The organism is Mucilaginibacter pankratovii, assembly GCF_014773265.1.
Classification (GTDB): Bacteria; Bacteroidota; Bacteroidia; order Sphingobacteriales; family Sphingobacteriaceae; genus Mucilaginibacter; species Mucilaginibacter pankratovii.
The window spans coordinates 365,771-378,802 of the sequence record NZ_JACWMY010000003.1; the positions used below are offsets into that span (position 1 = coordinate 365,771).

At 46.8% G+C, this 13,032-nt stretch carries 10 protein-coding genes; 6 read left to right on the forward strand and 4 right to left on the reverse strand.

Features of this window, described 5'->3' with window-relative positions; all coding sequences use genetic code 11:
* Positions 1-44: 44 nt before the first annotated feature.
* On the forward strand, positions 45-2,417 hold the full coding sequence (locus IDJ77_RS07375) for a S9 family peptidase (protein WP_191188295.1): 2,373 nt from the start codon (positions 45-47) through the stop codon (positions 2,415-2,417).
* A 152-nt stretch (positions 2,418-2,569) separates the two neighbouring features.
* On the opposite strand, the gene IDJ77_RS07380 is transcribed toward IDJ77_RS07375, so the two are convergent.
* Positions 2,570-3,175 carry a murein L,D-transpeptidase catalytic domain-containing protein gene (locus tag IDJ77_RS07380; protein ID WP_191188296.1) on the reverse strand — a complete coding sequence of 202 codons (606 nt, stop codon included), beginning with the start codon at positions 3,173-3,175 and terminating at the stop codon, positions 2,570-2,572.
* Between the two features lie 116 nt (positions 3,176-3,291).
* On the opposite strand from IDJ77_RS07380, the gene IDJ77_RS07385 reads away from it, so the two are divergent.
* The 5 genes from IDJ77_RS07385 (at position 3,292) to infB (ending at position 8,794) form a co-directional block, all read left to right on the forward strand.
* Positions 3,292-3,450: a hypothetical protein gene (locus IDJ77_RS07385; RefSeq protein ID WP_191188297.1), complete on the forward strand. Its 159-nt coding sequence runs from the start codon at positions 3,292-3,294 to the stop codon at positions 3,448-3,450.
* On the forward strand, positions 3,447-3,869 hold the full coding sequence (locus tag IDJ77_RS07390; protein ID WP_191188298.1) for a hypothetical protein: 423 nt from the start codon (positions 3,447-3,449) through the stop codon (positions 3,867-3,869). Before IDJ77_RS07385 ends, IDJ77_RS07390 begins: the two co-directional genes overlap by 4 nt.
* Positions 3,870-3,983: 114 nt before the next feature.
* On the forward strand, positions 3,984-4,448 hold the full coding sequence (gene rimP / locus IDJ77_RS07395; protein WP_191188299.1) for a ribosome assembly cofactor RimP: 465 nt from the start codon (positions 3,984-3,986) through the stop codon (positions 4,446-4,448).
* Between the two features lie 4 nt (positions 4,449-4,452).
* The gene (nusA, locus tag IDJ77_RS07400) at positions 4,453-5,688 is read left to right on the forward strand and encodes a transcription termination factor NusA (protein ID WP_191188300.1); all 1,236 of its coding nucleotides are present in this window, start codon (positions 4,453-4,455) and stop codon (positions 5,686-5,688) included.
* 61 nt (positions 5,689-5,749) lie between these two features.
* Positions 5,750-8,794, forward strand: coding sequence for a translation initiation factor IF-2 (gene infB, locus IDJ77_RS07405; protein ID WP_191188301.1), 3,045 nt, complete (start codon positions 5,750-5,752; stop codon positions 8,792-8,794).
* Positions 8,795-8,997: 203 nt separating this feature from the next.
* On the opposite strand, the gene IDJ77_RS07410 is transcribed toward infB, so the two are convergent.
* Genes IDJ77_RS07410 through recQ form a run of 3 tightly spaced genes read right to left on the reverse strand, consistent with a single transcriptional unit; the run spans position 8,998 to position 12,973 of the window.
* Positions 8,998-10,347: a UDP-N-acetylmuramoyl-tripeptide--D-alanyl-D-alanine ligase gene (locus IDJ77_RS07410; RefSeq protein ID WP_191188302.1), complete on the reverse strand. Its 1,350-nt coding sequence runs from the start codon at positions 10,345-10,347 to the stop codon at positions 8,998-9,000.
* An 11-nt stretch (positions 10,348-10,358) separates the two neighbouring features.
* On the reverse strand, positions 10,359-10,832 hold the full coding sequence (locus IDJ77_RS07415) for a DinB family protein (RefSeq protein ID WP_191188303.1): 474 nt from the start codon (positions 10,830-10,832) through the stop codon (positions 10,359-10,361).
* Positions 10,829-12,973, reverse strand: a complete 2,145-nt coding sequence (gene recQ, locus IDJ77_RS07420; RefSeq protein WP_191188304.1) for a DNA helicase RecQ — start codon at positions 12,971-12,973, stop codon at positions 10,829-10,831. The genes IDJ77_RS07415 and recQ overlap by 4 nt, the downstream gene beginning before the upstream one ends.
* Positions 12,974-13,032 lie beyond the last annotated feature (59 nt).

Genomic DNA, 13,032 nt, shown 5'->3' on the forward strand with positions numbered 1-13,032 from the left:
AATATTACTTAAACTGCTAAATTGCGGCGGCTAAGCTATATTCCATGAAGAAACTCTTTACCTCATTACTGTTATTTGTATTTGCCGGTGCATCGGCACAAAAGCTGGAAACGCTGAGCATCGAAAAGATCATGCGCGACCCAAAATGGATGGGGGTATCGCCCTCCAAAGTCCGCTGGAGCGACGACAGCAGGAAAGTCTATTTTAACTGGAACCCCAAAAGCGAAGAACGCGACGGGCTTTTTTCCATCACTCCAACCAACCTGAAACCGAGGGAAGTAGCCACAGAGGAACAACGCGATATGGCACCCGAAAACGGCAGCTGGAACAAAAAGCGCACCCTGAAAGCTTTTGAACGCAATGGCGATATTTACCTTTCTGATATAAAAATAGGCAAAATCACTCAGCTTACCAGCACAACCGAGCGCGAAGCCATCCCCGTTTTTACGGCTGATGAAAGCGCCGTCCTGTTCTCTAAAGAAAACAACCTGTACAAACTCAGCCTTGCTAAAGGGCAGCTGGTGCAGCTAACCAATTTTGTAAAAGCGGCAAGCAGCACCACCAAAAAGAATACCGATAACCAGCAGGAAAAATACCTGAAAAAACAGCAGCTGGAATTATTCGACATTATTAAAGTGGAGGATAAGGACCGCAAGCTGGATAGCATCGAGCGCAAGGAAATGCAGCCTGCAAAATTAAAGGAGATAGTTTATGGCGATAAACGGGTAAATAGTGTACAGCTAAGTCCGGATGGCAGGTATATTACTTACCGCCTGATACAGCCTGCCGAGGGCGCTAAAAATGGCATTGTGCCTAACTATGTAACCGGCTCGGGCTTTACAGAGGATATCCCCAACCGCACCAAGGTGGGCGCGCCGCAATCCACGTCGGTAAGTTATGTGTTTGATATCAAACGCGATAGTGTTTACGCCATCTCTACCAAAGAGATCCCCGGCATAAAAGACCTGCCCGATTACCTGAAAGACTATCCCAAACTATTGGAAGACCGCAAAAAAGCCAATGCCGACCGCAGGGTAGATATTGGCGTACCGGTTTGGAGCGAGGACAGCAAATACGCGGTGGTTGTGGTAGAATCGCAGGATAATAAAGACCGCTGGATCATGAAACTGGATGCAGCCTCCGGTAAATTAACCCTTCTGGATCGCCAACGCGACGAAGCCTGGATAGGCGGCCCCGGTACCGGCGGTTTCTTCGCCAATGGCAGCCTTGGCTTTACCGATAACACCCATTTTTATTATCAAAGCGAAGCCAGCGGCTATTCGCACCTGTACCTGATGGATCTGGTAAGCGGCGAGAAAAAACAACTTACCTCCGGCAAATGGGAAGTGCAAACGCTGAAACTCTCCAACGATAAAAAGACCTTTTATTTTACCGCCAACATTGAGCACCCAGGTATTACTCATTTTTATAAGATCCCGGTAAGCGGCGGCTCACCTGTAAAGCTAACCAGCATGAAGGGTGGGAATGAGATCGATCTTTCACCCGATGAAAAATGGCTGGCTATCCGCTACTCTTATTCCAACAAGCCCTGGGAGCTGTATGTGCAGCCTAATAAGCCCGGCGCAAAAGCGGTGCAGGTGACTAACTCTACTTCGGCTGAATTTAACTCCTATGCCTGGAAGCAACCGGAGGTGATCAGCTTTAAAAACCGTTACGGCAGCGATATTTATGCCCGCGTTTATCAGCCCAGAACAGCTGATCCGGCAAAGCCTGCCGTGGTATTTGTACACGGTGCAGGCTACCTGCAAAATGTACATTACTGGTGGAGCAGCTATTTCCGCGAGTATATGTTTAACAACATGCTGGCAGATAATGGCTATACGGTGATAGATATCGACTACACCGCCAGTTCGGGCTACGGGCGCGATATGCGTACCGGCATTTACCGCCACATGGGTGGAAAAGATCTCACCGACCAGGTAGACGGTGTAAAATATTTGGTTGATAAATATGGCATTAACCCTAAACATGTTGGCTTATATGGCGGCTCGTACGGTGGTTTTATTACCTTAATGGCCTTGTTTACGCAGCCGGATGTATTTGCATCGGGCGGGGCGATACGCTCGGTTACCGATTGGGCGCATTATAACCATGGCTACACCTCTAATATTTTAAATGAGCCTTTTGAGGATGATATTGCTTACCGCCAAAGTTCGCCCATTTACTTTGCCAACGGGCTAAAAGGCAAGCTACTGATGCTGCATGGCATGGTAGACCAAAACGTAAATTACCAGGATATCATCCGCCTTACGCAAAAGCTGATAGAGCTGCACAAAGAGAATTGGGAACTGGCATCCTACCCCGTAGAAGACCACGGCTTTGTACAACCCAGCAGCTGGACGGATGAGTATAAACGCATCTATAAATTATTTGAGGAGACGCTGAAGGGGAAATAGAAAGCTTTCAAAGTAAACCATCGTCATGCTGAAATTTTTTCAGCACCCCATCATGTAAGTAGCCAACATGCTAACCGCTATGTATGCGCCGTACCTGCCGTGTGGGGTGCCGAAATAAATTCGGCATGACGTATATTCATTGCGCATAGCTATCAATTATACACCCACATCAAAACCTTTTTCCTCTGCTTTTTCAACAGGGCATCCACCGTTTTCATGGTTTGATTGGATATGGCGGGGCATCCCCAGCCTTCTGGGGTGCCGTTAGGGTAAACCTCCGTTTCGCTCACTTTCTCCCAGGAATGGAAAACGATTTGGCGTGCGTAGGCATTGCTGTTGGTGCTTTCCAGCCCGGTTAAATAGTATTTTATATTGATACCCCAGGCACTGTAACCACGGGCGTCAACCGTATATTTACCCAATGCTGTACAATGGCTGCCATCCGCATTGCTAAAGGCCGGCGTATCCTTACTCCACTCACCCGACCATGGGCTTCGCCCGCAGCCATGGCTAACCAGGCCGGATGTTATGGCGTTATTCTTCTTAAAATCCCAAACCATAAAGCGCTTAACCCCGCTGGGCAGGCTCATATCAATTAAAATACAATAACGGGAATTGTAGCCACGTTCTTTAGAAAACAGCAAAGCCTGTTTGGCTTTTTCTCTGGTACGGGTCAGGTCGATATGGGGCGTTTCTGCTAAAGCAGTAAGGCACCAAAGGAGGGCCAGTAAAAGAGCGAATGACGGTTTAGGTTTCATTAAAGATTTGGCGAATTTATGTTGATAACGGCAAAGGTGGCCGCGTATTTTATTAGCAGCAATGTTTATCTCTATTTATAAATTTATGTAATATCTTTGCGTAAGAACTCATTTTTATGACGGACAAAGAACCGAGCAAAGCTTTCAAAAATAAAATTAAGAGCTTTGTCAATACTTTAAGCGCCGATGAGCTTGAGGCATTTGAAAAAAATATAGAAAAAGGGTGTGAGCAAATAGATGAGGCTGATTTTTTTATAATGCCGTTTGACGAATGAAGACCTATTGCGCAATCATCCTCGCCACCTTCCTCTTCGCCTGCTCCCCCAAACCGCAGCTCAACAGCATCAGCATATCCTTAACTAATAACAAAAAGTCCCTGCAGTTTAAAGGGCTTGATCAGGACATTATAGGCGAAGTGAGTCGTGATACCATAGGCAAAGGCTGGCAAGGTTTGGTACCTGTTTACCGGATGCCTGCCGATACCGATATGAAGAGCTATCAACCCGAGCAGCCGGGCAAATACCAGATTGTGGATAGCATGGTTGTTTTTACACCCGATACCCCTTTTGCCGCCAGCCAAACCTACTTTGTGCGCTGGTATCGTTTTGATAAGGGCAAAAAGGCTTCCGACTATCTGCGGGGACAGTTGCGACCGGGGCAAACACAATTTACCGATTTGATTTTTAAGCAATAAGCATTTGAAATAAAAAATATTTCGTACATTTGTATCCGAATTAAAAAAGAGGGGGCTTTAGTCCCCTCTTTTATTTTATCGATCAAATTATCATTCAGATAAACCGACCCGATAATGAATATTGAAAAAAGAGTAACAGAACTGATTGAAGAGAAAATTGCCGATATGCCAAACTTGTTTTTGGTGGATGTTAAAATGCATTCGAACGGTAAATTAATAGTGTTGGTGGATGGAGATAATGGCATTGGCATAGCCGATTGCGCCGCGATAAGCAGGCACGTAGGCTTCCACCTGGAGGAAGAGAATGTGATAGAAGAAGCCTATAATTTAGAGGTTTCATCGCCGGGGATTGATACCCCGCTTACTTTGCCAAGGCAATATGCCAAAAATGTTGGCCGTACGTTGGGAATTAAAATGGCAGATGGTACAAAACGCGAAGGCAAATTGCTGAGTGTTGGCGAAGGTGCTATTACTATAGAAGAAACAATAAAAGAAAAAGGGAAAAAGGCTGAAACTGTTGAAAGCACCATCCCCACAGATAAAATAACAGAGACAAAAGTTTTAATATCATTCAAGTAAGAAAATGAGCAATATTAATTTAATTGATTCTTTTCAGGAATTTAAAGATTTCAAGAACATCGATCGCCCAACCATGATGAGCGTACTGGAAGACGTTTTCAGAAGCATGATCAGGAAAAAATACGGTACCGATGAGAACTGCGACGTTATTGTGAATACCGATAACGGTGACTTAGAGATCTGGCGCACACGTGTGGTTGTGGAAGATGGTTTTAGCGAGGATGACGACCTGGAGGTTGAATTACTGGAAGCTAAGGCATTTGATGCCGACCTGGAAGTTGGCGACGAGCAAATTGAGCAGATCACTTTAGAAAGCTTTGGCCGCCGCGCTATTTTAGCAGCACGCCAAACTTTGGTGTCAAAAATTCTGGAGCTGGAGAAAGACGAGATCTTCAAAAAATATAAAGACCGCGTTGGCGAAATTGTTACCGGTGAGGTTTACCAGGTTTGGAAAAAAGAAACTTTGGTTTTGGATGATGAAGGCAACGAGCTTTTATTACCAAAAACAGAGCAGATCCCGGCGGATTACTTTAAGAAAGGTGATAGCGTACGCGCCATCATCAGCAAGGTTGATATGCTGAACAGCAACCCTAAGATCATCATCTCTCGTACTGCGCCTGAGTTTTTACAGCGTTTGTTCGAGATGGAGGTTCCGGAAATTTTCGACGGTTTAATTACCATCAAAAAGATCGTTCGCGAGCCGGGCGAAAGGGCGAAAGTTGCGGTAGAATCTTATGACGATCGTATCGATCCGGTTGGTGCCTGCGTAGGTATGAAAGGGTCACGTATCCACGGTATTGTTCGCGAGCTGAAGAATGAGAATATTGATGTTATTAACTACACTAATAACATACAACTATACATACAGCGTGCACTGTCGCCCGCAAAGATCACATCTATTAAATTAGATGACGAGAAAAAAACTGCGGCAGTTTACTTAAAGCCCGATCAGGTGTCGTTAGCTATCGGTCGTGGTGGCCATAACATCAAACTGGCAGGTAAATTGACAGGTTACGAAATTGATGTTTACCGCGAGGCAGACGAGCATGACGAGGATGTGGATATCGAAGAATTCTCAGATGAAATTGATAGCTGGATACTGGACGAATTTAAGCGCATTGGCTTAGATACGGCAAAATCAGTATTAGCGCTTTCTGTTGGCGAATTGGTAAAACGTACCGATTTAGAGGAAGAAACCGTAAAAGAAGTTTTATCAATTCTGCAGGCTGAGTTTGAATAAACAGAATAAGCAAAATTAAAATCGTATTTTTGCGATAATTAGAGCAGAGAAATAATAATAAATGTCAGAAGACAAATCTATAAAATTAATAAAAGCAGTAAAAGAACTGAACATCGGTATGGGTACCCTTGTCGATTTCTTAGCTACTAAAGGTTACAAGGTGGAGAAGCACCCAATGGCCAAGCTGGATAACGATATGTATACTACCTTGTTAAAGGAGTTTGCTGTTGATAAAATTATTAAAGAAGAGGCCAAACAGATCAAGATTGGTAATATCCGCAAGGAAGAAGGTGTACAAACGCCTGAGCGCCCTGTAGAGCAGCCACGCCGTTCGAGAGATTTTGAGAACGAAGAGATCCTGATCAAAAACACAGGTCATTTTTCTTCAGCACCGGCTGAGAAGCCAAAACCTGCTGAACCGGCACAGCCGAAAGTGGAAGACCGCAGTAATACCGGCTTGCCTGGTGTTACCGTTGTGGGTAAAATAGACTTGAACAACCTGGGTGCAAAACCGGCGGAAGCGCCAAAAGCACCAGAGCCTGTTAAAGAAGTTGCCCCGGTTGCAGAAGCACCAAAGGTAGAAGCCCCTGTGGTAGAAGCGCCAAAAGCGCCAGAGCCTGTTAAAGAGGTTGTTGCCCCTGTTGCGGAAGCACCAAAAGCGCCCGAGCCTGTTAAAGAAGTTGCGGCACCTGTTGCGGAAGCACCAAAAGCACCCGAGCCTGTTAAAGAAGTTGCGGCACCTGTTGCGGAAGCACCAAAAGCACCCGAGCCTGTTAAAGAAGTTGCTGCACCTGTTGTAGAAACTCCTGCAGCGGTAGAGGAAGGCGACGACGTTATCCGCGCGAGCGCAGAACGCCTTAGCGGACCAAAAATTATAGGCAAAATACAACTGCCGGTTAGTAATACGCCCAAGCGTGGCGGTCCGGTTGCATCATCGTCAAATGCTGCGGGTAACGCGGCAGATCATAAGCGTAAACGTAAACGTAAAGACGCGCAAGGTGGCGGCGGCGGCCAGGGTGGCAATAGCACCGGGCAGCAGGCACCGCCAAGCGGCCCTATCAATCCAAACCGTCCCGATTTTAGGAACAGGCCAAGCGGCCCTCCCGGAGGCGGCGCAGGTAATCGCCCCGATTTTAGAGGCGGAGGTAACAGGAATTCGCCGCCAAGTACCGGCCCTAAGGAAGAACCTACTGAAAAAGATATACAAGACCAGATCAAAGCAACGCTTGCACGTTTAAGCGGTGCAGGTAAATCCGGTAAGTTTGCACAGCGTGCTAAGTTCCGCCGTCAGAAGCGTGATGATGTTGCTGCAACCGCCGAAGAACTGGCAATGGAGCAGGATGCACAATCCAAAGTGATCAAGGTTACCGAGTTTGTTACCGCGAACGAGCTGGCTTTGATGATGGATGTATCTGTTACGCAGATCATCTCCACTTGTATGAGTTTGGGTATGTTCGTATCCATCAACCAGCGTTTGGATGCCGAAACTTTAAGCATTGTTGCTGATGAGTTTGGTTTCCAGGTAGAGTTTGTAAAACCACAGGATGAAGAAGCAAATTTAGATTCGCCTGATGAGCCGGATCAGTTGATACCGCGTGCACCAATCGTGACCATAATGGGCCACGTTGACCACGGTAAAACATCCTTGCTCGATTTTATCCGCAAAACCAACGTTATCGGCGGTGAAGCAGGGGGCATAACCCAGCACATTGGCGCTTACGAAGTAACTTTGCCGGATGATAAAGGAAAAATCACCTTCCTGGATACACCGGGCCACGAGGCGTTTACCGCCATGCGTGCCAGGGGTGCACAGGTAACAGATATTGTTATTATTGTAATTGCTGCTGATGATAGCGTGATGCCGCAAACCCGCGAGGCCATAAACCACGCGCAGGCTGCAGGTGCACCAATCATTTTCGCATTCAACAAGATAGACAGGCCGGGTGCCAACGCAGATAAAGTGCGCGAGCAATTGTCTGCCATGAACATACTGGTAGAAGAATGGGGTGGTAAATACCAAACCCAGGAAATATCTGCCAAAACAGGCTTAAATATCGAACTACTGTTAGAGAAAGTATTGCTTGAAGCAGAATTGCTTGAGCTTACCGCTAACCCTAACAAACGTGCCGTTGGTACGGTAATAGAATCGGCCCTGGATAAAGGCCGTGGTATTGTTACTACGGTACTGGTACAGGCAGGCCGCCTAAAAGTGGGCGACCCGATATTAGCAGGTTGCTACAGCGGCCGTGTAAAAGCATTAACCAACGAGCGTGGCCAGCGCGTAGATTCGGCAGGCCCATCTACACCGGTACAGGTGCTGGGTATGCAGGGCGCACCAACAGCGGGCGACAAGTTCAACGCACTGGAAAGCGAAGTGGAAGCACGTGAAATTGCCAACAAACGTTTACAATTACAACGCGAGCAGGGCTTACGTACACAGAAACACATCACACTTGATGAAATTGGCCGCCGTTTGGCAGTTGGTAACTTTAAGGAACTTAACATTATTGTTAAGGGTGACGTGGATGGTTCTATCGAGGCGTTGTCAGATTCGTTACTGAAACTTTCTACCGAGCAGATACAGGTTAACATTATATCGAAAGCGGTTGGTCAGATCTCAGAAAGCGACGTATTGCTGGCTTCGGCATCAGATGCGATCATCATCGGTTTCCAGGTACGCCCTTCGGGAGGTGCGCGTAAACTGGCCGAGGCAGAACAGATCGATATCAGGTTATACTCTATCATCTACGATGCGATCAATGAGATCAAAGCAGCGATGGAAGGTATGCTTGCACCAACCTTCGAAGAGAAGATTGTTGCTAACGTAGAGATCCGCGACGTATTCAAGATCAGCAAGGTGGGTACAATTGCAGGTTGTATGGTGTTGGATGGTAAAATTACCCGTAACAGCAAGATCCGTATCATTCGCGATGGCGTGGTAATCCATACCGGCGAACTGGCCTCACTGAAACGCTTTAAAGACGACGTGAAAGAAGTTGCAACCGGTTACGAGTGCGGTTTGAACATCAACAACTACAACAACATAGAAGTTGGCGATATAGTAGAAGCATACGAAAACGTAGAAGTGAAGCGCAAGCTAGCTTAAGCGAATTTGTTTAGATAAAGGAAAAGGGACGGCGAAAGCTGTCCCTTTTTTAATTTGTGCCTATTTAACAGTAGGCCTCAACGTCATGCCGAATTTATTTCGGCACCCCATACGGCAGGTGAGTGGATGCAAAGTGGATATGTATTGTGGTTACCTTTATGATGGGGGTTCTGAAACAAGTTCAGAATGACGTGATGGTATTATTACAATAACCCCACCAACCGTTCCAGCGCCATACCGCGCGAGCCTTTAATTAAAACGGTTGCATTTGTAATTGGATTGGTTTTTAATCCTTCTATCGCATCCTCCGCGGTTAAGTAAAAAGTGGCATTTTCAGATGCTGCGCTTTTTTGGCTGAAAAAATCTTTCCCTATAAATATCCGTTCCTGAACATCGGCTTCCATCGCTTTTTTCAAAACGGATAGGTGCTCAGCCGCGGATTCGGCCCCCATCTCAAACATATCGCCTAATATCAAAACCTTGTGGCTGCCCTGCATTTTATCCATGTTCTCTATAGCCACGAACATGCTGCTGGGGTTGGCATTATAAAAATCGCAGATGAGGGTATTGGTTACAGTGCGCTGTATCTGCGAACGGTTATTCTTTGGCTCGTAGCCGGCAATACCATCGCTGATCTCCTCAGGCGTCAGTCCAAATGTGGAGCCGATACAGATTGCCACCAGTATATTATCCAGGTTGTAGGCACCCGTTAAATGAGTGGGAACGGTGTAAGTGCCACCCTCTAAATTATCCGTCCATTCCAACACAAGCAGCGGCGAACTATCCAGTAATTTCCCGCTGATGATATTGTCGGGATCTCCGTTCTTCCCGTAATAAATTACGTTAGTAAGCCGGCGTTCATCTTTCATGGCCATCAATACAGCATCATCGCTGTTAATAAAAGCAACGCCATTCGGTTTATCAATGGCACGCTCTTCATCGTTCCCTGGGGCAAGGTAATCATACATCTCCCCCTTACCTTTCCGCACGCCTTCCACGCCGCCAAAGCCCTCTAAATGCGCTTTCCCCACATTGGTAATAAGGCCATGAGTAGGTTGGGCAATGCTGCAAAGCAGCGCAATTTCTTTTTGATGGTTGGCGCCCATTTCTATCACAGCCATTTCATGTTCAGCTGTAATTTTGAGGATGGTAAGCGGCACGCCGATATGGTTATTAAGGTTCCCCTCGGTAGCCAGCGTATTAAAACGCTGGGACAATACAGCGTTGATGAGTTCTTTGGTAGTGGTTTTGCCATTGGTGCCCGTAAGCCCAATAACCGGGATGTGTAGCTGCCTGCGGTGATGGGCTGCAAGGTTTTGTAATGCGGTAAGTCCATCGTCTACCAGGATATATTTTTCGCCAAGTGCGTATGCTGGGTTATCAATAATGGCGTACGCCGCACCCGCCTCTATCGCTTTTTCGGCGAAGGTGTTGGCATCAAACTTATCGCCTTTAAGGGCAAAGAAGAGGCTGCCGGGTGCAATTTTACGGGTATCTGTACTGATAACCGGGTGCTGCAGGTAAAGCTGGTAGATGTCTTCGGTAGTGGCCATGGTATGCAATATTAATCCCAGATGTCCGGGCGGTCAATATTAAGAATTCTTAGGTACGAGAGCAAGTTACCGGCATGTACACTTTCGTGGTAGGCAATGCGTAATAAGTAATCGCCGAGTTTTCTGCGCTGGTTCCTGTCTACCCGGATAATTTCAATTTCGTCCAGGTCCTGGTCGGTGTACATCCGCACGCTATCCAAAAATTGTTGGTGGTAAAGCGCTGCAAATGCTATTTCATCAGCCATTGTAGTAAACGACCGGCTTTCCCAGGGCGTTACGAAATCCTCGTCTAACCTGCCCCTGGTCTTTACTATCTCGTTATAGATATATTCGGACTCCAGCATATGACGTACCATTTCGATTATCGACATGGCTTCCTCATCCGGTTTCCAGTAGATCACTTCATGCGGGATGCCTTGCACCAGTTTGATGCTGCGCCGCCGCACCTCTTCCGAGTTTAATATGATGAGTTCTGCAGCTGTCATGATACTTGTATTTGTCTGTTCATCCAGGCAATTACGGCCCTTATCTCGCCATAAGTATAAGCCTCTCCTAAAATTTCCTTTAATGGTGCCAGTCGTTCGTTGCCATATTTTTCAACGGCGTCTTTTATGGCCGGTATTTTTTCTTCTTTAACAATCGCAAGCACATCCAGTTCTCCGTTTTGTATAAAATTGCCTAAATGGTTCTCAATGGTCATGGGCGATAAACCCCGCTCATGCGCGATTTCGGTAACCGTTTGCCCTTGCCTAAAGAGTGCGAGACTAACCTTGGCGGTATCCGGCACTTTTTCTTTTTTAGGTTTTCTCTCGCGTTTAGCCGATTTTTGGCTGATGCGGGATGTTAGATCTTTCTGCGTACAATATTCGGTAACCAGGCTTAAAAATTCCCTTCCGTATCTCGCCAGTTTAATATCGCCGAAACCAGAGATCTGGCGCAGCTCCTCCAGCTTTTGCGGCAGATAGGTGGCAATTTCCAGTAGAGTAGCATCGGATAAAATAATATAGGCCGGCAGGTTTTCCATCACGGCAATTTCCTGGCGTTTTTTGCGGAGGGTGTTAAGCAGTTCTGCTTCAAAATCCAGCGGGGCGGCTTCTTTTTCGTCGGTGGTTTGCGAGGAGATGAGCTCTACCTTTTCCAGGCCCTTTAGCACCGCATCGCTTTTTAGGGTGAGTTTGAGCGACGCGTACGCGTCATCGGAAAGGCGGAGGTAGCCCATAGCTATTAGCTCGCGCAGGTAACGCTGCCAGTCGGCTTTGCTGATATCGGCACCGGCACCATAGGTTTTCAATAATTTATGTTCGCCCCAAATCTTCTCACTGCGCGATCCGCGGAGGAAATCTACAATGTAGGTAACTCCAAAGCGTTCCTTCACCCTCGCTACCGCGGATAAAGCCTTTTGGGCGATGAGTGTGCCATCGAATTTTACAAACTCGCTGAGACAAAAATCGCAGGAGCCGCAATTATCCGGAAAATTCTCATCAAAGTATTGCATTAAATACTGGCGGCGGCAGGCATGCAGCTGGCAATAGTTCACCATATCGTCCAGCTTTTTCATCATAATGGCGCTTTGTTCGGGGTTGTTCTCCACCTGTGCAAAGCCCTTTAGCTTCATGGCATCGCCGGGCGAGTACAGCAACAGCGCATCAGAAGGCAGCCCGTCCCTGCCCGCGCGACCGGTTTCCTGGTAGTAACCTTCTATGTTCTTGGGCAGATCCACATGCACCACGTAGCGCACGTTCGATTTATTGATCCCCATGCCAAAGGCGATAGTGGCTACCATGATCTTTACCTCATCCCGCAGGAAAGCTTCCTGGTTTTTGGCCTTGGTTTCGTTGGTTAAGCCCGCATGATAAGCCTCGGCAGAAAAACCTTCTTCCTTTAAATTCTCTGCAAGCGATTCTGTTGACTTACGCGACAAGCAGTAGATAATACCCGAATCATCCTTCCGTTCCTCCAAAAAATTAATGAGCTGGTTAAAACTGTTCTTTTTTGGGTTGACGCGGTAGGTGATATTTTCGCGATTGAACGAGGAGATAAAAACCGCAGGTTTTTGCAGGTTTAGCTTCTCGAGGATATCTTTTTGCGTGAGCTTATCGGCAGTAGCGGTTAGCGCGATTACCGGAACGCCGGGGAACTCCTTTTTCAATCCTGCCAGCATCAGGTATTCGGGCCGGAAATCGTGCCCCCATTGCGAGATGCAGTGCGCTTCATCAATGGCTATCTGCACCACGGGAAGGGTCTTCAGGAAAACTATTAAACGATCATCTTTACCGAACAAGCGCTCCGGGGCAATGTAAAGCAAGCGCAGCTCATTGTTTTTTAAGTGAATGGCAATGTCTTTCTGCTCTTCAGGCGATTGGCTGGAATTTAAAAATGCTGCCGGGATGCCGCTCAGGTTCAGGCTGTCTACCTGGTCCTTCATTAAAGCGATCAACGGCGATATCACAACCGTTAAGCCATTTAATAATACAGCGGGCAACTGGTAGCAAAGTGATTTACCGCCACCCGTTGGCATTAGCACCATTACATCCTGCTTGTTTAAAACATGCTGTATAATGGCTTCCTGCGAATGCCTGAAATTGCTGTAACCAAAATATTTTTGAAGAGCGTCTAACGGATTCATAGATGTGCAAATGTGCAGATTTCAGATGTGCAATAAATGTCGTGTACTTAAGCTACTAA

Coding starts and splice junctions, on each gene's coding strand:
- IDJ77_RS07410 (WP_191188302.1), bottom strand. CDS start 10,347: ATGGCCACTACCGAAGACATCTACCAGCTTTACCTGCAGCACCCGGTT.
- IDJ77_RS07385 (WP_191188297.1), top strand. CDS start 3,292: ATGACGGACAAAGAACCGAGCAAAGCTTTCAAAAATAAAATTAAGAGC.
- IDJ77_RS07380 (WP_191188296.1), bottom strand. CDS start 3,175: ATGAAACCTAAACCGTCATTCGCTCTTTTACTGGCCCTCCTTTGGTGC.
- IDJ77_RS07415 (WP_191188303.1), bottom strand. CDS start 10,832: ATGACAGCTGCAGAACTCATCATATTAAACTCGGAAGAGGTGCGGCGG.
- recQ (WP_191188304.1), bottom strand. CDS start 12,973: ATGAATCCGTTAGACGCTCTTCAAAAATATTTTGGTTACAGCAATTTC.
- IDJ77_RS07390 (WP_191188298.1), top strand. CDS start 3,447: ATGAAGACCTATTGCGCAATCATCCTCGCCACCTTCCTCTTCGCCTGC.
- nusA (WP_191188300.1), top strand. CDS start 4,453: ATGAGCAATATTAATTTAATTGATTCTTTTCAGGAATTTAAAGATTTC.
- rimP (WP_191188299.1), top strand. CDS start 3,984: ATGAATATTGAAAAAAGAGTAACAGAACTGATTGAAGAGAAAATTGCC.
- IDJ77_RS07375 (WP_191188295.1), top strand. CDS start 45: ATGAAGAAACTCTTTACCTCATTACTGTTATTTGTATTTGCCGGTGCA.
- infB (WP_191188301.1), top strand. CDS start 5,750: ATGTCAGAAGACAAATCTATAAAATTAATAAAAGCAGTAAAAGAACTG.